Source organism: Streptomyces sp. NP-1717 (assembly GCF_022695985.1).
GTDB lineage: Bacteria > Actinomycetota > Actinomycetes > Streptomycetales > Streptomycetaceae > Streptomyces.
Genome location: NZ_JAAPBF010000018.1, coordinates 30,597 through 51,659 on the forward strand (window position 1 = coordinate 30,597; position 21,063 = coordinate 51,659).

The 21,063-nt window shown below is 70.8% G+C and carries 17 protein-coding genes, 1 tRNA gene and 1 pseudogene; 11 read left to right on the forward strand and 8 right to left on the reverse strand.

Features of this window, described 5'->3' with window-relative positions; genetic code table 11:
* The first annotated feature begins 108 nt into the window (after positions 1-108).
* Together GXP76_RS06300 and GXP76_RS06305 are read left to right on the forward strand one after the other, a co-directional pair.
* Positions 109-1,857, forward strand: coding sequence for a glycoside hydrolase domain-containing protein (locus GXP76_RS06300; RefSeq protein WP_242570420.1), 1,749 nt, complete (start codon positions 109-111; stop codon positions 1,855-1,857).
* A gap of 47 nt (positions 1,858-1,904) precedes the next feature.
* Positions 1,905-2,843: a penicillin-insensitive murein endopeptidase gene (locus GXP76_RS06305; RefSeq protein ID WP_242570421.1), complete on the forward strand. Its 939-nt coding sequence runs from the start codon at positions 1,905-1,907 to the stop codon at positions 2,841-2,843.
* 58 nt (positions 2,844-2,901) lie between these two features.
* Here the strand turns inward: GXP76_RS06305 and selD are convergent, their stop codons facing one another.
* Complete coding sequence (gene selD / locus GXP76_RS06310) at positions 2,902-3,945, reverse strand: selenide, water dikinase SelD (protein WP_242570422.1); 1,044 nt, start codon at positions 3,943-3,945, stop codon at positions 2,902-2,904.
* A gap of 56 nt (positions 3,946-4,001) precedes the next feature.
* Here selD and GXP76_RS06315 point away from each other — a divergent pair.
* The 3 genes from GXP76_RS06315 (at position 4,002) to selB (ending at position 7,275) form a co-directional block, all read left to right on the forward strand.
* Positions 4,002-4,095, forward strand: a tRNA-Sec gene (locus GXP76_RS06315).
* Positions 4,096-4,116: 21 nt separating this feature from the next.
* Positions 4,117-5,436 carry an L-seryl-tRNA(Sec) selenium transferase gene (gene selA, locus GXP76_RS06320; protein ID WP_242570423.1) on the forward strand — a complete coding sequence of 440 codons (1,320 nt, stop codon included), beginning with the start codon at positions 4,117-4,119 and terminating at the stop codon, positions 5,434-5,436.
* A gap of 66 nt (positions 5,437-5,502) precedes the next feature.
* Positions 5,503-7,275 carry a selenocysteine-specific translation elongation factor gene (gene selB, locus GXP76_RS06325; RefSeq protein WP_242570424.1) on the forward strand — a complete coding sequence of 591 codons (1,773 nt, stop codon included), beginning with the start codon at positions 5,503-5,505 and terminating at the stop codon, positions 7,273-7,275.
* On the opposite strand, the pseudogene GXP76_RS35815 reads toward selB, so the two are convergent.
* Positions 7,238-7,327 (reverse strand): annotated as a pseudogene (locus GXP76_RS35815) (uracil-DNA glycosylase); the annotation flags it as partial. The gene selB and the pseudogene GXP76_RS35815 overlap by 38 nt on opposite strands.
* An 86-nt stretch (positions 7,328-7,413) precedes the next feature.
* Here GXP76_RS35815 and GXP76_RS06330 point away from each other — a divergent pair.
* From GXP76_RS06330 to GXP76_RS06340, 3 genes are all read left to right on the forward strand, one after another.
* Complete coding sequence (locus tag GXP76_RS06330; protein WP_242570425.1) at positions 7,414-7,650, forward strand: hypothetical protein; 237 nt, start codon at positions 7,414-7,416, stop codon at positions 7,648-7,650.
* Between the two features lie 287 nt (positions 7,651-7,937).
* Complete coding sequence (locus tag GXP76_RS06335; protein ID WP_242570426.1) at positions 7,938-8,540, forward strand: DinB family protein; 603 nt, start codon at positions 7,938-7,940, stop codon at positions 8,538-8,540.
* Positions 8,541-9,218: 678 nt separating this feature from the next.
* Positions 9,219-10,226, forward strand: coding sequence for a DUF3048 domain-containing protein (locus GXP76_RS06340; RefSeq protein ID WP_242570427.1), 1,008 nt, complete (start codon positions 9,219-9,221; stop codon positions 10,224-10,226).
* On the opposite strand, the gene GXP76_RS06345 is transcribed toward GXP76_RS06340, so the two are convergent.
* Complete coding sequence (locus GXP76_RS06345; RefSeq protein WP_242570428.1) at positions 10,208-10,387, reverse strand: hypothetical protein; 180 nt, start codon at positions 10,385-10,387, stop codon at positions 10,208-10,210. The genes GXP76_RS06340 and GXP76_RS06345 overlap by 19 nt on opposite strands.
* 152 nt (positions 10,388-10,539) lie before the next feature.
* Here GXP76_RS06345 and GXP76_RS06350 point away from each other — a divergent pair, with 152 nt between their 5' ends.
* The gene (locus tag GXP76_RS06350) at positions 10,540-11,769 is read left to right on the forward strand and encodes a PQQ-binding-like beta-propeller repeat protein (protein ID WP_242570429.1); all 1,230 of its coding nucleotides are present in this window, start codon (positions 10,540-10,542) and stop codon (positions 11,767-11,769) included.
* A 250-nt stretch (positions 11,770-12,019) separates the two neighbouring features.
* Here the strand turns inward: GXP76_RS06350 and GXP76_RS06355 are convergent, their stop codons facing one another.
* Positions 12,020-12,418 (reverse strand): hypothetical protein, encoded by a 399-nt coding sequence (locus GXP76_RS06355; RefSeq protein WP_242570430.1) that lies wholly within the window; start codon positions 12,416-12,418, stop codon positions 12,020-12,022.
* Positions 12,419-12,678: 260 nt separating this feature from the next.
* On the opposite strand from GXP76_RS06355, the gene GXP76_RS06360 reads away from it, so the two are divergent.
* The gene (locus GXP76_RS06360) at positions 12,679-13,938 is read left to right on the forward strand and encodes a DUF6357 family protein (protein ID WP_242570431.1); all 1,260 of its coding nucleotides are present in this window, start codon (positions 12,679-12,681) and stop codon (positions 13,936-13,938) included.
* A 126-nt stretch (positions 13,939-14,064) separates the two neighbouring features.
* Here the strand turns inward: GXP76_RS06360 and GXP76_RS06365 are convergent, their stop codons facing one another.
* The gene (locus GXP76_RS06365; protein ID WP_242570432.1) at positions 14,065-14,727 is read right to left on the reverse strand and encodes a response regulator transcription factor; all 663 of its coding nucleotides are present in this window, start codon (positions 14,725-14,727) and stop codon (positions 14,065-14,067) included.
* Positions 14,724-15,863, reverse strand: coding sequence for a sensor histidine kinase (locus GXP76_RS06370; RefSeq protein ID WP_242570433.1), 1,140 nt, complete (start codon positions 15,861-15,863; stop codon positions 14,724-14,726). The genes GXP76_RS06365 and GXP76_RS06370 overlap by 4 nt, the downstream gene beginning before the upstream one ends.
* A 229-nt stretch (positions 15,864-16,092) precedes the next feature.
* On the opposite strand from GXP76_RS06370, the gene GXP76_RS06375 reads away from it, so the two are divergent.
* Complete coding sequence (locus GXP76_RS06375) at positions 16,093-16,458, forward strand: DUF6223 family protein (protein ID WP_242570434.1); 366 nt, start codon at positions 16,093-16,095, stop codon at positions 16,456-16,458.
* A gap of 400 nt (positions 16,459-16,858) precedes the next feature.
* Here the strand turns inward: GXP76_RS06375 and GXP76_RS06380 are convergent, their stop codons facing one another.
* Together GXP76_RS06380 and GXP76_RS06385 are read right to left on the reverse strand one after the other, a co-directional pair.
* Positions 16,859-17,530, reverse strand: a complete 672-nt coding sequence (locus GXP76_RS06380) for a hypothetical protein (protein ID WP_242570435.1) — start codon at positions 17,528-17,530, stop codon at positions 16,859-16,861.
* A gap of 159 nt (positions 17,531-17,689) precedes the next feature.
* Positions 17,690-20,566, reverse strand: coding sequence for a toll/interleukin-1 receptor domain-containing protein (locus GXP76_RS06385; protein ID WP_242570436.1), 2,877 nt, complete (start codon positions 20,564-20,566; stop codon positions 17,690-17,692).
* Between the last annotated feature and the right edge of the window lie 497 nt (positions 20,567-21,063).

Below are 21,063 nucleotides of genomic sequence, written 5' to 3' on the forward strand. Positions count from 1 at the left end.
GGCCGGCGCCGACCGCTCGCGGTGTCCGAACGGCACCATCCGACGCGCACCTCCCCCGCACCGCTCCACCCGTGCTCTCTTCCCCACTTTCCGAGTAGGAGTGCTCTGATGTCGTCCCGCACCCCCTGGCGCGCCCGCGCCGGAACGGCCCTTCTGGCGGTGCTCGCCAGTATCGGCGCGTTCGCCGTCCCCGGCTCCGCCGCGGCCGATGCCCCGTCCGAGAGCCCGCAGACCGTCACGTACCACGGCTACCGCATCGAGGTGCCCGCCGAATGGCAGGTGGTCGATCTGGCCGAGAACCCGCGCGCCTGTCTCCGGTTCGACAGACCCGCCGTCTACCTGGGCGAGCCCGCCGACCAGAACGACTGCCCCTCCGGAGTCGTCGGCCGTACGGCGGGCATCGTCGTGGAGCCCATCACCGCCCGCTCCGCGGGCCAGGCGACGGCGGCGACCGCGCGGACCCAGCGCGGCAAGGCCACCGCCCCGACCGCCGCGTCCAGCAACGACACCATCCAGATCGCGGTCGAGGACGCCGGCGTCCTCGTGACCGCCGCCCACACCCCGCGGACCGAGAGCCTGGTGCGCGACGTTCTCGCCTCGGCCGACCTCACCGGCGACGCCGAGCGCACCGCGCTGCCCCGCGCGGCCCAGCGGTCCGACGCCACCCCCCTGGCCGCGGCGGGGCCGCAACCGGGCAGCTACCTGGGCAAGGGCTTCGACGCCTGTGCCGCGCCCTCGCAGGCCGCCATGAACGCCTGGCAGACGAGTTCGCCGTACAGCGCGGTCGGCGTCTACATCAGTGGCTCCTTCCGGGCCTGCTCCCAGCCGAATCTGACGGCGAGCTGGGTGACCGCCCAGACCAACAACGGCTGGCGTCTGTTCCCCATCGACGTCGGCCGCCAGGCACCGTGCACCAGCTACTCGCTGAAGATCTCCACCGATCCGGCCACGGCCAAGTCCCAGGGAGTCACCGCCGCCGCCGGCGCCATCACCGCCGCGTCGAACCTCGGAATCCCCGCGGGCAGCGCCATATACAGCGACATCGAGGCGTACACCTCCACGGCCTCCTGCAAGGCGTCGGTGATGTCGTACCTGTCGGGCTGGACCGAGCGGCTGCACACCAGCGGCTACCTGTCGGGCCTCTACTCCAGCGCCGCCTCCGGCATCAAGGACGCCGCCAGCGAGTACAACAACGGCGCGTATACGCGCGTCGACCACCTCTTCTACGCGTGGTGGAACGGCGCGGCCGACACCAACACCGGTTCCTACGTACCGTCCAACTACTGGTCCAACCACCAGCGGATCCACCAGTACGCGGGTGAGGTCACGGAGTCCTACGGCGGCTACTCGATCAACATCGACCGCGACTACCTGGACGTGGGCAACGGCACTCCGCCGCCGCCCAGTTGCACCGGGACGAACTACAACTTCACCGGGTACAACACTGTCCAGAGCGGCTCGTCCGGAGACCAGGTCAAGGCGGCCCAGTGCCTGCTCACGTCCGCCGGCTTCGACCCGGGCGCCCCGGACGGGATCTTCGGGTCCGCCACCGCCACCGCCGCCCGGAACTTCCAGTCCAGCAAGGGGCTCGCGGCGGACGGTGTGGTCGGCGCGAAGACCTGGACGGCTCTGCTGTCCCGCGGGTCCACCCCGACCGTTCAGAACGGCTCGACGGGCGAGGCCGTCACCCGGCTGCAGCGCGCACTGACCGCCGCGCTCGGGCGGACCGTGGGCATCGACGGCGCCTTCGGCTCGGGCACCGCCCAGGCCGTTCGCGACTACCAGTCCTCGCGCGGGCTCGGCGCCGACGGCATCGTCGGCCCGGCCACCTGGAGCGCACTTCAGTCGGGGAAGTGAGCGGGCAAGTGAACCGAGAAGCGAACAGGAAAGTGAGGCAGGAGAACGTGAGACGACTCGCGCGCATCATCACGCTGTTCACCGCGACGGCGGCCCTGCTCTTCGGAGTCGGCGTCCCCGCGCACGCCTTCCCGCAGGCCGCGTTCCCGCTGACGAGCAGCGGCAGCCGGGGCTCCGACGTCGTCGCGCTTCAGCACCTGCTCGCGGCACACGGGCGCACCGTGACGGTGGACGGCGTCTTCAGCTCGGGCACGCAGAGCGCCGTGGTGGGCTTCCAGCAGTCCAAGGGACTGGCCGCGGACGGCATCGTCGGGCCCGCCACCTGGGGCGCGCTCGCCGTCACCGTACGACAGGGCGACAACGGCCCGGCGGTAAAGGCTCTCCAGTCGCTGCTCAACGCCAAGAGGGGCGCCGGCCTCACGGTCGACGGCGCCTTCGGACCCGCCAGCAACTCGGCCGTCCGTACCTTCCAGTCCCACGCCGGAATCGGCGCGGACGGCGTCGTCGGGCCGACGACCTGGCAGAACCTGCTGTGGCACTACGAGAACATCAACTTCGGCGGTGGCTCAATGTGCGCGCAGAGCCCCGACGGCAACGCGGGCGCCCACTGGGCGACGGCCGGCGCCGTCGGTCAACTGGAGGCCGCCGCCGCCACGTTCGCCACCACCGGCAACGGCAAGCTGCCGGTCGGTGACGCGGGCTTCGAGCACGGCGGTCCCATCCCCGGCCACGCCAGCCACCAGGTCGGGACGGACATCGACGTGTGGCCGATCCGCACCGACTCGGCGCAGTGCACCGCGGGGCGTATCACCTGGCAGTCGAGCACCTACGACCGCGCGGCCACCCGCAGGCTCGTGCAGGAGATCCGGGCCAAGGCGCCCGGCCATGTCCAGCTGATCTTCTTCAACGATCCGACGCTGATCGCGGAAGGACTGACCACGAGCTACCCGAACCACGACAACCACCTGCACATCCGCTACAAGTAGGAGCCGGGCCGCGGGCCCGGGGGCTTTTCCCCCTCGGGCCCGCGGCCTTCCGCCGCGCTCAGCGGATCACCAGCGTGGTGCCGGCCACGGCGGGCACCAGTTCCCCGATGACCGGATGTCCGGGGATCTCCCCGGCGACCAGCAGCCCGCCGGAGGTCTGCGCGTCTGCAAGCAGATGCAGTTGCTCCTCGCCCGCCCGTCCCTCGTCGAGGTGCGGACGCACCCAGTCGAGATTGCGGCGGGTGCCTCCGCTGACGTATCCGGCCCGCAGCGACTCCCGGGCGCCGTCGAGCACGGGGACGGCGGCGGCGTCCACCACGGCCGTGACGCCGCTGGCCCGGGCCAGTTTGTGCAGATGGCCGAGCAGACCGAATCCGGTCACATCGGTGGCGCACACGGCGCCGGCCTCCAGGGCGGCGGCACTGGCCTTGTCGTTGAGGGCCGCCATGACGGCGACGGCGTGCGCGAAGACCTCGCCCGTCCGCTTGTGGCGGTTGTTGAGAATCCCGGTACCCAGCGGTTTGGTGAGAGTCAGCGGCACACCCGGCCTGCCCGCGTCGTTGCGCAGCAGCCGGTCCGGATCCACCAGGCCGGTCACGGCCATTCCGTAGAGCGGTTCCGGACTGTCGATGCTGTGGCCGCCGCCGACGAGGCAGCCGGCGGCACGGGCGATGTCGAGCGCTCCCGCGAGAACCTCCCCGGCCAGCTCCGCGGGCAGTACGTCACGCGGCCAGCCCAGCAGGTTGAGCCCGACGAGCGGCCGACCGCCCATCGCGTAGACGTCGGACAGGGCGTTGGCCGCGGCGATCCGGCCCCAGTCGCGGGCGTCGTCGACCACGGGCGTGAAGAAGTCGGCCGTCGACACCACGGCGGTGCCGTCACCGGTGCGCACCACGGCGGCGTCGTCGCCGTCGTCGAGGCCGACCAACAGCCGGTCCTCGTCGCCGCCCAGGGCCTGTCCGGGGCTCGGGGGCGGCAGCAGTCCCGCGACCATCGCCTCCAGTTCCCCCGGAGGGATCTTGCAGGCGCAGCCGCCGCCGCGCGCGTAGGCGGTCAGCCGTACGGGCGCGGCGGACGTGGTGGCGGGGCCAACAGTCGTCATACGACGATCATTTCACCTCTTGCCCCAGCGGCGTGCGGCGATCAGAATCTTGCCCCGGAGGCGTTGGGCGGGCTGGTGCCCCTCCCGATCTTCAAAATCGGTGTGGTCCGGAAACCGGGCCAGGCGGGTTCGATTCCCGTCCGCCTCCGCTGACTTCGATCGGGGTGCACGGTGGCGGACACGACGCGGCGGCCGCCGTCGGACACCCGGCGGCAGGTGCCGAGCGCCACGGTGCTTCTCGGCGATCCCCGGCTGGGCGAGGCCTCCGCACGACTGGGCAGACCCATCGTCAAGGCCGCGGTCGCCGGTGCCCAGCAAGCCGTACGCGAGGGACGGATCGGCCCGGGTGACGCGGTCCGTGCGGCTCTTGCCGCGCTTCCCGCACGGGCGTCCGGCCTGAGCCCCGTGCACAACGCCAGCGGCGTGGTGCTGCACACCAATCTGGGACGAGCCCCGCTGTCGGGGGCCGCGCTGGAGGCGATGGCGGCGGCCGGCGGATACACCGACGTCGAGCTGGATCTCGGGACCGGCAGACGGGCGCCGCGCGGCCGCGGCGCCATGGCGGCCCTCCGGGAAGCGGTGCCGGCCGCGGAGGATGTCCATGTGGTCAACAACGGGGCCGCCGCCCTGGCCCTGGCGGCGGTGACGCTGGCCCCGGGGCGCGACATCCTGCTCAGCCGGGGCGAGTTCGTGGAGATCGGTGACGGCTTCCGGATACCCGAACTGCTGGCCTCCTGCGGTGCCCGGATACACGAGGTCGGGACCACCAACCGCACCCGTCTCTCCGACTACGCGGACGCCGTCGGCCCGGACACCGGCTTCATCCTCAAGGTCCATCCGTCGAACTTCACGGTGAGCGGCTTCACCCAGGGGGTGGACGCCGGTGAACTGGCCTCACTGGGCCTGCCGGTGGTGGTCGACATCGGCTCCGGTCTCCTCACGCCCGACCCTGTGCTGCCGGACGAGCCGGACGCGGCCACGGCCCTGAGCGCCGGGGCCACGCTGGTCACCGCCAGCGGGGACAAGCTGCTCGGCGGTCCGCAGGCGGGGCTCGTTCTCGGCAGGGCCGACGTCGTGGAGCGGATGCGCCGCCATCCGCTGGCCCGCGCGCTGCGCGTGGACAAGTTCACCCTGGCCGCGCTCGAAGCGACACTGCGTGGCCCCGAGCCACCCGTGCACGAGGCCGTGCACATGCCGTTGGAGCGGCTGCGCGTCCGCACGCTGCGCCTGGCCGAGGACGTGGCGCGCCACGGTCTGGACGCGCATGTCGTGCCCTGCGAGGCGGTGGTGGGAGGCGGCGGTGCCCCCGGGACCGCCCTGCCGTCCTGTGCGCTCAGCCTCCCCGACGACCTGGCGACGCCGCTGCGCACCGGTGAACCGGCTGTGCTCGGCCGGGTGGTGCGGGGGCGGCTGCTGCTGGACCTGCGATGCGTACCGCAGGCGTGCGACGGCGACATCCTTGCCGCGGTGCTGCGCGCGGCGGGGCTGTGACCGTGCGGGTCGTCGCGGGGGCGGGGTTGTGAGCATGCGGGTCGTCGCGAGGGCGGGGCTGTGAGCATGCGGGTCATCGCTACGGCGGGGCATGTCGACCACGGCAAGAGCACCCTGATCGAGGCGGTGACCGGCAGCCACCCCGACCGGCTGGCGGAGGAGCGGCGCCGTGGTCTGACCATCGACCTGGGCTTCGCGTCGACGGATCTGCCGTCGGGCGAACGGCTCGCGTTCATCGACGTACCGGGACACGAGAGGTTCGTCCCCACCATGCTGGCCGGCGTGGGGTCGGTGCCCGCCGTGCTGTTCGTCGTCGCCGCCGACGAAGGCTGGATGCCGCAGTCCGCCGAGCACCTCGCCGCCGTGGACGCCCTGGGTGTACGGCATGGGCTGCTGGCCGTCACCCGCTGCGATCTGGCCGACCCCGGCCCCGCCGTGGCTCAGGCACGGGAACGGATCCGCGCCAGCACCCTCGGCGACGTCGAGGCCGTGGCCGTCAGCGCCCGCACCGGCACGGGCCTTGTCGAGCTGCGCGCCGCCCTCGGCCGGCTGGCCGCGCGGCTGCCGGACGGGGACGCCGACTCCCCCGTGCGGCTGTGGATCGACCGGGCCTTCAGCGTGCGCGGCAGCGGGCTGGTGGTCACCGGCACACTCGGTGCGGGGCGGATCCGCCGGGGCGATGTCCTGGTGACCGCCCGGACAGGCCGATCTGTGCGCGTCAGGGCTCTGCAGGCCCTCGGCGAGGAGACCGATCTGGTCCGGGCCACGGCCAGGGTCGCCGTCAACCTCAGGGACCTCGACAAGGAGTCGACGGGCCGCGGCGACGCCCTGCTCACCCCTGAAAGCTTCCTCCCCAGCCTCCGCTGCGACGTGCGTCTGCTCGGCGGAACACCGGTCGCGGCGCTGCCCCGCACCGCGGTCGCCCACATCGGCTCGGCGGCCGTACCCGTACGCGTCCGGGTGCTCGGCGCCGATGTCGTCCGACTGACCCTGCCGGCCGAACTGCCGCTGCGTATCGGTGACCGCGCGGTGCTACGGGATCCCGGTCTGCGGCGTGTGCTGGCCGGCCTGGAGGTGCTCGACCCCCAGCCACCGGAACTGCGGCGCCGGGGCGCCGCGGCACGGCGCGCGGCAGAGCTCGGCGACGCTCGTGGTACTCCGGACGAGGCGGCCGAGCTACGGCGTCGGCTACTGGTCAGGTGCGGGGAGCTGACCGCGATGGGGGTGACCGTCCGTACCACTCCCGTCGCCGGCGACTGGCTTGCGGACCCCGCCCATTGGACCGCGCTGAGGGCCCGGCTGGCCGAACTGGTCACCGGGTACATCTCCCGGCGGCCCACAGAGGAGGGCATGCCGCTGGAGGCCGCTCGGCACCGTCTGGGGCTGCCGGCCGCCTCTCTGGTGGAGGCACTGGTCACGCCGCCCTTGCGGCTGAGCCGCGGTCGTGTGACCGTCGGGCCCGCGTCGCTGCCCGTCGCCGTGGCGGACGCGGTGCACCGGCTCACCAAGGAGCTCATCGGCCGGCCCTTCGCCGCACCGCAGGCCCAGCGATTGGCGGAACTCGGCTTCGGCCGCCGCGAGCTCGCCGCTGCTGTCCGCCACGGAGCGGTGCTGCGACTCGCCGAGCACGTGGTGCTGTTGCCGGACGCCCCCGCGCTGGCGGCCGACCGGCTGAGCGGACTCGACCAGCCCTTCACCGTGGGAGCGGCGAGCCGCGCCCTGGACACCACCCGACGGGTCACCGTTCCCCTGCTGGAGCAGTGCGACGGCCAGGGCATCACCGAACTGCTCCCCGACAGACGCCGCCGGTGCGCGCCCCGAGGCCGTGGGCCCGGCTGAGGGGACACGAGCCGAAGAAGCCCCGGTCCGCGGACACGGGAGAGGGGTACGCGACTTGGGGATCCCTATGTGTTGGGTCAAGGCCGAAGGCCAATAGGTTGGCGTGGTCGAGGATGGGGCCGAGCCGGAGGGGTGTGCATGGGTGATGGCCAGGTCACGATCAAGCTCACGAGTGACGAGGCGCTGGTGTTGTCCGACCGGCTGGAGAAGTTGCAGATGACGGAGCTGAGCCGGGTTGTCGACGATCCAGCGGTCTGGGCGCCGATCCATCGCATCGCCGGGACGCTGGACAAGTCGCTTGCCGGGCTGTTCGCGCCTGACTGTGACCAGCGGCTTGAGGCCGCTCGCCGACGTCTTCGGCCAGAGGAAGACTGACTGGTGAGTCTGAACCGTCACCTGGCCGCTGCGGGTTGGGGTTCGTACTCAGGCAGGCAGGATGTTGTGACTGCCTACCATCCAGCCATCCAGTCCCAACTCCCCGAATCCGTTGAGGCTGCCGACGAGAAGCAGCAGACTAAGAGGTTGTCTGACGTGGCAGGTTCCGCGAGCTTCTTGGAGCAGGTCAGGGCGATGGCCATGGCCTGGCTTCGGCTCTGCCGGTCGTTGCCGGTCCGCGTACGGGATCTTGGGGCCACGAGTAACCCATGGCAGGCTCATGCCGCATGATCGATGAGTTCGCGAAGGACAACCTCCACGGGAGACTGCGGCGGGACCGCGAGGCGCTGCTCTGGAAGCTCGACGGCCTGTCCGAATACGACGCCCGCCGACCTTTGACTGCGACGGGGACCAACCTCCTTGGCCTGGTCAAGCACGTCGCCGGCGTCGAGGCCAGGTACTTCGGCGAGGTCTTCGACCGGCCGTCTCCGGAACAGCTGCCCCGGTGGCAGGACCACGACGGCAGCGATCTGTGGGCGGCTGAGGACGAAACGCGCGATCAGATCATCGAGTTCTACCGGCGCACGTGGGAGCACTCGGACGCGACGATCGACGAGCTTGCCCTCGATGCCCCCGGCCACGTGCCGTGGTGGCCGCAGCCTCATGCCGACACGAACCTGTTCGCCGTCCTGGTTCACGTTCTCGGCGAGACCAACCGGCATGCCGGGCACGCCGACATCCTGCGCGAAGGCGTCGACGGCCGATCCGGGATGCGCCCCGAGCACGAGATGCAGATCGACGAGGAAGCCCGCGCCGCCTACTGCGCGAAGATCGAGCAGGCCGCCAGATCGGCCGCATCAGTCAAGGCACGGAAGAGCTGTGCCACGTGACGTGATGTTCGAGCGACATGATGCCGGCGGTGAGTGCTGATCTGTCGAAGCGTCTGGTTCCTGATCAGCATCAGTTCTGGGAGCTGGTCGCTCCAATTACCGCCGACGTTCGCGGCTCGACCGCGAGGTGGCGGGACCGCTCCGCGTGACGAGCGGGCCGTGTTCACCGTGCCGCCGACGTTCGGCACGTCCTTCGCCACCGCGCACCGCCGCATCACGGTATGGACCGAGGCCGGCCTGTGGCGTCGGCTGCACCGGGCGGTGCTGGACGAACTCGGGACCCGGCGCGAGGTGGACTGGACCTCAGCGATCGTCGACGCGGCCTCCGTTCGCGCCAAAGCGCGGGTGCCTCCCGCCAGTTGTCCGACTGTCCACTGCACCGCCCGTCCCCGTCCCCGCAGGGCACGTCCCACGCCCCAGCGGCGTACACGGCGGACGCGCACAGCCCCAGCGCCGCTACCGGTCTCCGTAGTACCGGACAGACGGCCGATCTCGGCCACGTTTCGGCCCACGGTCGGGGAACGAGGGAGGGCGGTTGTCCTCGCCCGTACGGCCGATCGCGGCCACCGGTGGTCGCGTTCGCGAAGTGCGGTCGAGTCGGACAACGGTATTGACGACGACGCCCCGAGGGGGATGAGGTAGCTGTCCATCCGACTCCCCCACGACGGAAGGCCGTTCATGCTCGGCGACACCGCCTCACCACCCCCCACCGGAACAACCCGAGGTGCGCGGATAACCCCGCGCCTGCTGGCCTCCCTGGCCGTGGTGGGCGCGTTGGCAACAGGGACGGCAGCGAACTCCTGGGCGGGAGAGAGCGCCCCGCCAGGGGACTCCGCGCCGGCGGAAGCCACCTCGCCCTTCACCGGGCTGCCCGCCGAGCCGGCCCCCGTACTGGCTGTAAAGATCGACAACCACAAGGGCGCCCGGCCGCAGACCGCCCTGGAGGACGCGGACATCGTCTTCGTCGAGAAGGTCGAGGGCGGCCTGAGCCGGCTGCTCGGCCTCTACTCCAGCAAGCTGCCCGAGGCTGTGGGACCCGTCCGCAGCGCTCGCGAGTACAACATCGAGCAGCTCCGCATGTTCGACCGGCCCGCGCTCGCGTACTCCGGCGCACGGGCCGACGTCGTGGACATGATCAACGCGTCCCCGCTCTACGGCGTGTCCCACGAGGACTTCCCCGACGACTACTTCCGGGGCACCGACCACGAGGCTCCCCACAACCTCTACGGATACCCCGACAAGATCCTCGGGGAGGCTCCCGAAGCCAGCCCGAGCGACGACATCGGCTTCCGCTTCGGGGACGAGGCGCCCGCGGGCGGCACGCCGACCGCCAACCGCACCGTGAACTACGGCGCCGCCACCACCTCCTTCAACTGGTCGGCGGAGGAGGACCGCTGGCTCGCTTCCTTCGACGACGCCCCCGCGATGAGCAGCGACGGCGACCGGCTCGGCGGAAAGACCATCGTGGTCCAGAAGGTCGCGATGCCGCCGGACTCCGGTGGTGAGACCCCGTACGAGGAGACGGTCGGCACCGGCTCGGCCACCGTACTGCGCGACGGCCAGGCGTACGAGACCGTCTGGGACCGGCCCACCGCTGAGGCGGGCACGACCTTCACCCGGGCCGACGGCGAGCCGATGGCCTTCGACCGGGGCCAGGTCTGGGTCGTCTACGAAGAGGCCAAGTAACCGAGACCGTCGGGCTGCTCGGTGCCGGCCGGCAGGACCTCGGCCACCGGGGCGGCCGGCGCCGGGGTGCCGAGCGCCGTACGGACGTCCGCTTCCAGCTGCGCGGCACGCTCGGGCGGGCAGGTGCCGAGCACGAGGTCAACCGGGCATGCGGCGATCATGTCCCGGTTGGTCCACGGCGTTGTCCCGGTTGGTCAACGGCATCTCCCGTAGCGCCCGGCGGTGACTAACGTTCATGGTCGCGGGGCCGTAAAACGTCACGGCTTCGGACTGTGCATGTTTCTGCTTTACGAGTTCACGGGGGTACGGCGAGATGGCCATGGGAATCGGTACGTCGGGTGGCAGGTCTTCTCGGCGGCGAGTATTGAGGCTTGCCGGGGGCGGTCTCACGCTCGCAGTCCTGACGGCCGGGACGGCGGGCTGCCGCGAGGACGTGGCGGACGGCGGGGGTTCCGAAGTAGCCGGGGACGACAAGCCCTCCGGGGGCGACGCTCGCGGGGCCGGACAGGCCCCCGAGCCGCTGTGGACGAAGACGACCTCGGCGCAGACCTACGGTGACAACGACGAACTGGTGGCCGTGAGAGGCGTGGTGATCGCGAGCGGCGATCCGCTCGCCGCCTTCGACGCGGCGACCGGCAAGGAGCGGTGGGCGCTGGAGAGCGGTGCGGTGCCCGGTGCGCCGATGCTCGTCGGCAACGGCACGCTGTACCTGGCCAGTGGCAAGTACGACGGCTCCGTCGCCGGTTACGACCCGGCTTCGGGCAGGGAGACCTGGCGCAGCCACCTGGGCAAGGGCTACCGGCAGCCGAAGCCGATGGCGGTGGACGAGAAGCAGGTGTATGTCATCGCCGAGATACTGGAGGACGACGGCTCGTCCCGGACCAACGTGATCGCCGCGCTGAACAGTTCCACGGGCAAGGTGGCGTGGAGTGAACAGCGGGACCTCGGCACCATGGAGATGGGGATCCACGCCGCCGTCAAGGGCCGCCATCTCGTGTACACCGACTTCAAGAAGAACCTCACGGTGCGCGACACGGCCACCGGTACGCAGGTGTGGACACACAAGACGACCAAGACGAACTACGGCTTCTTCGCTGTGCACGAGGATCTGGTGATCGTCCCGCAGGGGCAGACGCTTCAGGCCTTCAACCTGTCCGACGGCACCGAGAAGTGGTCCATGAAGACCGAGCGTTTCACCACGTTCAAGGAGCCGGCCGTCGTGGAGGGCGTGCTCTACATCGCCGACAGCGACCGGACGCTGCGGGCCGTCGAGCCGGGTACCGGCAAGGAGATCTGGCAGTCCAAGGCCCTCGCGAAGGACGAGGTCCAGACGCCCCGACAGTACGTCAAGGTGGGTGGCGTCCTTTACGGAGCCACGAGCCTCGATGAACGGGGCGGTGTCGTCGCCATCGACGCCAAGACCGGTGAGCTGCGCTGGACCTTCAACGACAAGTCCGGTGACTTTCACGCGTGGTTGGTGGCCACCGATGGCAAGCGTGTCTTCGCGCTGCACGGCAAGAAGCTGCATGCCCTGCCCGCGTAGCGGATTACGTCCCCGGCGCGGCGGCGTTGTGATCACCTCGTCGCCGGAGCGGGCCCCAGACCGGCGGCCGCGAGCGGTCGGCCCGCACGACGCGGCCCCGGGGGCGGCGGGACTTTACTGGCGCCCCTGGATGCCGTACCGCTTCGACGCGCTGCATCACGATGTCGCGGCCGGAGTCGACGACGACGGTGCGCGCGTTCATCCGCTTGTACTTGGTCCGCGGTGCACGACCTCGCGCAGTACGCCGTTATCAGCGCGGGCTCGGGCCTTGGTGGCGACGCGCCTCGGAGAGACCGGCTTCCTCCAGTGCGAGGCGCAGTACCTCGGCCATGGGCACCTCTACCAGCTCGGGGGTGAGGGTGGGCGCCCCTCCCCCGCCGCCGCGCCACAACTGGGTCACGTCGATCCCGTCGACCGTCTGCGCCCTGATCGGGTTGTGCATGGTCAGGATCTCCAGGACGGTGACGTCCTGCTCGATCGCGGGGACGAGGTGCTTGCGTACCAGGGCGGCCCAGGGGAAGGAGAACGCGTTGTGGTCGACCCCCTGTGTTTCGCACCAGTGGAGCCACGACTCCGGGGTGTCGCCGTCGTTGAAGCCCCACTTGGACAGGAGGTCGGAGCTGAAAAGCGTCACGGTGGGTTCGGTCACGCTTGGCATCGTCTCACCATCTCCGTGAGGCCTTCAGCGCCTGCGCTCAGGGGCGGTTGCCGCGCCCCGAGTCGCAGGCGGCCTTGAACGAGGCCTCGTCGGGGGCGAAGCCTGGGTGCGCGCCGAACCACGCCTCGACGTCGAATGTGACAATGATCGTGAACAGATGGTGCGGGGCGGGGCTTCGGCATCGCCGTGATGCTCGCCATGGGTCCGGGGCGACCGTGTCCGGCCGGTGCCGTTCCGGGAAGGAATGGTCCATGAGGGACATCGTTTTCACGCGCGAGAGCGGCTGGATCCCGAAGGTGGTCCGCGAGGACGGTGAGTTGAAGCTGGTGCTCGGTGCCGGGGCCGACGCCAACCACGAGCCTCGCACGTTCACGTTCTCCATCGGAGAAGCCCATCTCGCGGTGATCCGCGAGGACTTGGCCAGGCATCTGCTGTTGTGGAGTGCGGTCCTTCCGCTGTGCGATGCCGCCGGAACCCGGGGCCGGCTCGACGAGAACGCCGCCGGCGCGCTCCTGGACCCGATCCTCCTCTCCACGCCCGCGGACGTCGACGCCCTCTTCCGGCGCATCCGGTGGGACAAGCGCCGGCTCATCGCCCATGGGGCCGACATCGATCTGCTTGAGCGCGGTCAGGTCTGCGCGGCGATGCGCGCGGCGACAGAGACGTCCGACGAGAAACGCGGTCAGGAGTACCACGCGAACCGCCGTCGCGCCGAGCGCGGAACAGTACTCGGTCCACTCGACGCCGCGATTCTGAAGTACACGGGCCAGTATCTGCACGGCGCGACGATTCCCCGGCGGACCCCCGATGCCGTCGACCCCGCACTGCTGCCCGAGGTCATGCGTGTGATCGCCTCGGCGGAACAGGCGTGCGCCGGGATGCGGATCGGCCGCGATCCGCGACGGGGAAAGCGCGCCACGGACAAGCGCGACTGGGACCGGATGGCGACGACGGTCGACGCGGCAGTGCGCGGTGCACACCCTGAGCTCGTCGACGACGCGGTGCGTACCGTGAGCTTCCTGATGTGCTCGGAGGCCGCGGACCGATCCAAAAGCACACCGATGGAGGACGACGACGCTGGCGACGACCGCGCCGACTTCGGCGGGAGTGCGAGGAAGACGATCCTGTCGTTCACCGACGACAAGGGGGTCGAGCAAAAGTGGGCTTCGGGCAGTGCCCGTAGTGCCACCGCGGAGTTCTGGGAGTTCGTCGGCGATCGCTCCGCTTCGGACAACGAAGTGTTCACCATCGAGGACGAGGAGATGGGCGAAGGGATCCAGCTCCACTTCTACGCGGACTCCATCGCCCGGATCACGACGGCGCACGAGGGCGAGGGCGGGGCGGATCCCGAGTACCGGGTCGAGTACAGCCTGGTCGACGGAATCGGCGGGTACCGGAAGCTGGTGAGCACCTTCGTCCGCGGCGGCTGCGCCGCACTCGACCGGCACGGTCCCTGGATGCCGGATGTCGCTGAGTTCGAACGCGCGCGCCGGCGGCGCGACACCCAGTAGCCCGCGGGGGCAGCCGCACTCGGCGCCGTCGTCGCCATCTGGTCCGGTCGGACGCTGGAGGAGCCGACAGGCGAGGTTCTGGACGGCGCGGGCTGTCGTGCATGGCCGGCCGACGGCACCGCGGGGTCAGGAGTTGCGCGGCGACACCAGGCCGGATTCGTAGGCAAGGACCACGAGTTGGGCGCGGTCTCGGGCGTGGAGCTTGGTCATGGCCCGGTTGATGTGGGTCTTGGCGGTCACCGGGGCGATGACCATACGGTCGGCGATCTCGCTGTTGGACAGGCCCTGTGCGGCGAGGGCGACCGCCTCGCGTTCGCGGCCGGTCAGTTCCTCCAGGCCGCTGCCGGAGCGGGTGGAGGGGAGTTGGGTGACGTAGCGGTCGATGAGCTTGCGGGTGATCGAGGGTGCGAGCAGGGCGTCGCCGCGGGCGGCGACGCGTACGGCGTGCAGGAAGTCCTCGGCCACGATGTCTTTGACGAGGAAGCCGGCAGCGCCTGCGCGCAGCGCGTCGAAGACGTACTCGTCCATGCCGTAGTTGGTGAGCATGACGACGTGCACGCCGGCCAGGGCCGGGTCTGCGGCGATGTGGCGGGTCGCTTCGATGCCGTCCATGACAGGCATCTGGATGTCGACGAGCGCGACGTCGGGGAGGTGCTCCTTCGCGAGCGCCAAGCCCTCTTCGCCGTTGGCGGCCTCCGCCACCACCGTGATGTCGTCCTCGAGTTCGAGCAGCGCGCGGAAGCCGCTGCGGATGAGTGGCTGGTCGTCGACCAGCAGGACACGGATCACGATGCTCCGCCGGTGGGAAGTTCGGCCTGGACGGTGAAACCGCTCGCTCCGCGTGACCCGGTGTTCAGGCGTCCGCCCAGGGCTGTGACACGTTCGCGCATGCCGAGCAGCCCGAGGCCGGGTGTTGGCGTGGTGTCGTGTGCGGTGGCCTGGGTGGTCTTTCCGTTGTCGTCGACGCGGATGACCAGGGTGTCCGGCCGGTAGTCGATCAGCACCGAGACGGTGGTGGCGGCGGCGTGCCGGGAGACGTTGGTGAGCGACTCTTGGACGATCCGGTACGCGGTGCGGCCCACCGCGGACGGCAGGGCGTGCGGGTGCCCGTCGATCGTCAGCGTTGTCTCCAGGACGGTCGTTCGGAACTGTCTCACCAGGTGGGGTACGTGGTCGAGTCCGGGCGGCGGGGTGGTGTCGTCGTCGCGCAGTGCCTCAAGTGTCGCGCGCAGCTCCCGGCTCGCCTCCCGGCCGGCTTCATGGATCGCCAGCAGTGCCTCCGGCACCGGCTCACCCCGCCGCCGGGCCACGTGGACGGCGACCTCGGACTGCACCTTGATGACCGAGATCTGGTGGGTGAGCGAGTCGTGCAACTCCCGTGCGATGCGCAGCCGTTCCTCGTCGGCCCGGCGCCTGGCGGTCTCCTCGCGCGTGCGCTCGGCCTGTTCCGCCCTCCGTTCGGCCTGCCGCACCGCCTCCCCCGCGGAGAAGGCGGCGATCAGCCAGGCGATCTCCAGGGTGGTCCGGGCCTGTGTCACGGACTCGCGCGCGGAACCGTCGTGCGAGACCAGGGCGGCGAGTTGGAGCGCGGCCAGCAGTCCCACGGTGGCGGCCAGTGCGGCGGTGCGGTGCCCGGCGCGTACGGCGGCGTAGGCCGCGACCAGGTAGGAGACGGCGAGCACGTCGAACCCGGCCGCCTGGTAGCCCACTGCGGACAGTCCGGCGACGGCCAGGACCGCGAGCGGTGCCCGGCGGCGAACGGCCAGCGCCAGCCCGCCGACGGCCAGCAGCGTGCAGCCGAGCAACTCCCGTCCCCCGGAAGGGTGTGGACCGGACAGCCCGGAGCCCAGCAGAAGCGCCGCGACACCCACGGCGACCAACCAGTCGGTGACCCGGGCCGGGACAGCGAACCGCCCTCTGTTCATGGGCGCACCGTATCCGGACGCGGCCGCGGGCGAGTCCGGCCTGAGGACGAGAGGCCGGCTGCCGCGCGTGCGGTACTCGCGCGCCGGCTGCCGCATCCGCAGTAGCCGGATACCGCGGCGTCGGCAGTGGGGAGTGCCTGCGCCCGCTGGACGACCAGCAGGCGACCGGGGGTTCATGCTCACGGCGTATCGGAACTCGCAGTGACCGACGGAGTGGATGGAGAGCGGTATGAGTGCTTCAGTGGCGCTGATGGTGGCCGCCGAGGGCGGGATCATCGGGGACGGACGGACCGGGGCCAACCTGGCCCTCGGGGCAGGACTCGTCGGCCTGGTGCTCGGCATGCTGGCCCTGAGTCGCGCCAACGGCCGGATCAGCACTGGCAACGCGCGCACCGGCGGCATGTCGGCCATCGCGGTGGGTATGGCCTGCATCGTCCTCGCGGTGCTGCACCTGGCCACCTCCAGTGGCGGCCCCGGCACCGGCAACGGGCTCGTCGGCGCCGTCGTGGCGGTGCCGTTGGGGCTGGGCGGCGTACTTCTCGGCCGTCGCGCACTGACCCGCTCCCGCGGCGCCGGGCAGCCGGCGGTCCGATGACCGGCTGAGCACGGCCGGGTCGTGGTGGGGACGGACAACGCGAGCTGCCCGTTCAACCGTACCGGCCCACCTGGGAGATGCGGTCCGAAAGCTGCGTGGGGTGCACGCGGCGCACAGGGAGACTCGGGCGGCTTGCTCTGCCACCGCGACGTCCAGAAGTTCACTATCGCCGAGGCCGGCCGGCACCCGCGCTGTCGGGTGCCGCCGCAGCCGGTGACCCGGCGCCGTCGACGATCCGTAGCCCCGGTGCCCGCCCGCCGAGCGACGCCGGTGCCGTTCACAGAGGGGGCACCGGCAAGTGCGGCTCCGGTCGTACCCATCCGGCATGAGTCACATCACCCCGACATGCTGGGCACAACGAACCGAAGGCCCGGCTGTCACAGGATCCTCCGGTCAGGCCCTAATCCCCGGATTCGGTTCCCAGCATGATGTGCGGGTCCTGCACGCCGGCGAGCTTCGCGAACGCGAGGACGTATTCTCGCGTGGCTGTCTGCAATTGGCGCAGTTCAGCGCGGCATTCCGCTGCACGGGGCCAGACCGACTCCGGCTGGTCGGGGTTCGCATTCTCGAACTCGCGCAGCAGTGGGTGCCACTTGGAGAGGAAGGGGCGCAGCTCACGATTGAGCAGGGTCACCGCCAGGTTCTCCACGGTGAAGCCCACGCTCAGCGTGGACGGGCGGCTGGCTTTGAGAGTGTCGCGTGTGGTGGCGAACAGGCCGTAGAGGGAGGTGAGCGCCTCGCGGATCAGTCCTTCGTCGTCACCGAGACGCTGGGTGGAGGTTCGGGTGACCGATTCCACGAACAACTGCCACGCCACCTGCTGAGCGTCGTTGTTCACCACGAAAGTGAGCTCGCTCAGTTGGGGCACGGTGATTCTTACCTCGGTCAGCCTTGCTGTGCTTCGGTAGAATTGCGTCGCCAGAGCCACCGTCACGCCGACGACGGCTCCGATGACCGCGAACGCGTAGCTGCCGTCGGCCTTGCTGATCGCGTGGAGAGCGACGCCGGCCCCGCAGCCTGCCAGGGCCGCGAGGACCACACGCGTTATACGTCCGCCGAACAACCTCGTCATCGATACCTCGCTGGTGCTTTCTACGTGTCAGATGCCCCGTCAACTGTGGCTGCCGGGAGTTTCCTGGTTGTCCATGCCCACCGGCTGACGTCCCATGGCCGCACATCATGCCGAACACCCCTGGCGCGACGAGGGGCAGGGGCGAGAATCACGCGCCGTTCAGCGGCAGGGCGCCTCCACGTCCACGCCCTCCAAATAACGGTCCCGTTCGCGGGCGGGCAGGGGCTGACTCACCAGCCCGCACAGCAGGTCGCGCCACGGCTCCACGCCGACCGTACGGCGGACGACTTTGCGGTCGGGTCCGAGAGTGAGGATGTCCTCGGCAGGGCCGGGGACGACCTGCATGCCGGCGCCGGGCTCCGCGGAGGCGGCCGGGGGATCAGTGGTCCAGACATCGAGCTGATCGCCGCTGCTCGCGTCCAGAACGCGCACGCCTTGGGTGCTCTCGGTGCTGAAACCCTGGAACACCAGGGTGCCGTCCCGGCTGAACGCCACGTCGCCGGCCATTTCCGGCAGGTATCCGGTGGCGCGTACCCGCTGTCCGGAGTCGAGACGTACGACGTACACATGGCTTTCCCTGTAGGAGAAGGCCGCTTGGTTCCCGTCGTGGTCGACGCCGATGCCCAGGGCCGGGCCCCCGTCCGGCAGGGTGGTGTGGGCGGTGTGCTCGAAGGAGTGATCGCCGTCCCAGCGCCAGGCATCGACACTGGCACCATCCAGGAGAACCAGGGTCTTGCGGTCCCCGCTCAGGGCGAGGTCGCGGGAGCCCGACGTCACCGTACTGCGGGTGCACGTTCGGGTGTCGAGGACCTCCACGGCGCCGTTCCAGTCGCCGACGACGTGACGGTCGCCAGGGAGGAAGAACACACCGGGGCGGCGGAGCCCGCCGGAGACTCCGTCGATGGTCAGGCCGCAGCCCGTGCGCTTCCCGGTGCGCAGGTCCCAGATGTCAAACCGCCCTGTGCTCTCGCCGCCTTCCACACTCCGCATGCCGACGTACCGCTTGTCCGCGCTGAGCGCGTAAGCCGTGTCGTCCTCGTTCACTGACAGGTTGGCGTACGGAATCGCGCCGAGGCGGCGGTCGGTGCGCGGATCCCAGAACTCGGTGTGCCCCTCGGTCCGGTGCACCGCCATCCGTCCGTCGGGCGTCAGGTCCCCGGCGGAGAACTCGCCGTCATTGAGGGCGACTCGCTGCCCCCGCCGGGCCCCGGTGGTGAAGAGGTTCAGCTCGCCGCCGTACGAGCCGACCGCCACGTGGGCGCCGTCGGCCGACACGGCGAGAGCGCCGGCCGGCCGGACCAGGCGGCCCAGAGTCGTACTGGGCCGCAGCGCGGCGTCGTAGAGCCGAACCCTGCCGTCCCGCCCGCCCACCACAACGGTCCCCTCGCCGTCGGCGACCGTCATGTTCTCGTACGCGCCCAAGGACCGTTCGGCGATCCGGCGGCGCCGTTCCAGGTCCCACACCTCGGCGCGCTCCGGCGTCCGGGTCAGGGCTTTGCGTGCCCCGTCGAACAGCAGGACCTCACTGTGCTTCAAAGCCTCCGTCGGGGTGCCTGTCATTCCGGGCAGGGACCGGGCCGACTCCCAGCGCGCCGGGTCGGTCAGGAACTCCCGGACCTCCTGACGCCCCGTGTCGACCAGGGTCATCCGGGAGCCGTCCGCGGAGAATCCGAGCCCCACCCGGGCGTCGCTCACCGGAAGCCGGGTGATCTCGCGCCCGTCGGACACGCTCCACACGACCAGGAACGCCTCGCCCTCGGGAGTGAGGTGCGAGACCGCGACCCACCGTCCGTCGGGCGAGAAGGCGAGGGCGTAGAGCCCCTGCCCGACGCGGGGAAGGCCCTCCGTGTGCCCCGTGGCCATCGTGCGCAGAAGCTTGCCCGTCCGGGTGTCCCACAGCTGGACCCGGTTGAGGTAGACCTCCGTGGCCAGGACGCGGCCGTCGCGGCTCAGCGCCCTGGGCCTGCCTTCGGTGCGCAGCACGCCCGACTGCCGGGCGGAGCGCACGTCGTAGAGGCGTACGCCCGGTGCCTCGTCGAATTCCGAGCTGTACGCGGCTGTCGTACCGTCCGCGCTGAGGACGACGTCCGTGTCGGCGGGGTTGCCCGCGCCCTGGTTGCCCAACACGGAGTCGGCGTCCGCCCGCAGCCGCCGCTTGGCATACGGCGCGGCGGCCACGGCCTGGGCCAGGGCGCGCCGGGACTCGGGGGTGGACCGGGTCTCGTCGGCGTAAAGGGCGTACTGCGCGGCCTGGTTGGGACTGGTCGCGAGCAGCTGCCCGGAGCGGGCGGCCAGCGCCTGTGAGGCGGAGGTGCGGGCCTGTGCGACGGCCTCGTCACGCTGTCTGCCGGCATCGACGAAGCCGTAGACCGCGAGCATGAGCAGCGCCACGAGCAGGGCCACACCCGACCAGCCAAGCCGTTTGACGAACCGGACCTGCCTGAAGTCGTCGTGCTCCAACTCCTCCTTCGGACGGCCGTGCAACGGTGCGGCCAGGGTGGCGACGGCGGCGCGGAACGGCGGGTAGCGCAGGGAGAGACGGCTCTGTCTCTCGATCTCGCGGAGGTCCACCCAGAGCGGCGTGGACGTGAAGTGGCCGGCCAGGTTCCGTGGCAGACATGTGGTCCTCCGCCAGTCGAAGTCACCGGCCGATTCATCCCACTTGATCTCACCTCCCACGACGGCGATGAGCAGGTGCTCCGTGTCGCGCTCACGCAGCCAGTAGTCGATTTCCTTGGCCACCCAGGGCGAGGCGGCGGCGTCCGGGGAGGCGAGCAGGATGAGATAGCGGGAGCGTGCCAGTTCGCGCTGAATCGACTGCCACAGGTCGTGGTTCGCGGGCAGGCTGGTGATGTCACGGAACACGCTCATCCGCATGGGCCGGAAGCGCGGCACGGCCAGCCGCTCCAGACCTCGCTGAAGCTGTTTCGCGAGCGGCGCGTTCTTGCTCTGGCTGTACGAGATGAAGGCGTCGCGCTGCCTCTCACCGTCCGACTCGACATCTCGCGCCTCTGCCTCTTCCACAGCCTCGCCCATGGCGTCCCCCGTGTCCCGTTCCCGCCTTCGTGCCGCCCCCTCTGCGTGCGGGGCCGACTTCTATGCATACCCGGCCTATTGAAGGCGTACGAGCCAACCGGCCGGAGGGATCGGTGTCAGGGTAGGAGGCCGCGATAAACGAACGCACAACGTGGAGCGCTCTGTCTGACCGATCACAGCCCGCTGGTCGTCGTCGCCCCGTCCGGCGCGGTAAGTCCTCACTGCTGCGCGCCGGGCCGGCCCGGTGCCCGGTCCGACGCCATTGCGCAGCGCCTTGCGCCGTGCGGCGCGGATGGATCGTCTCCGGGAGGACGCGCGTCACGCCGGCCTGGCAAGGGAGTCGAATTGTGCGTCCAAGGACCGCCGGACGATGGAGGCACGGAGTTGGCCGAGGGGGCGTAGGTCTCTGCCAGGGCGCGGCCGGACGGGCTCCGGACTCGGAGGCTGACGCCGCGACTGACGCTCCGTACCCAGCGCCCCGGCGGAATACCGCGATA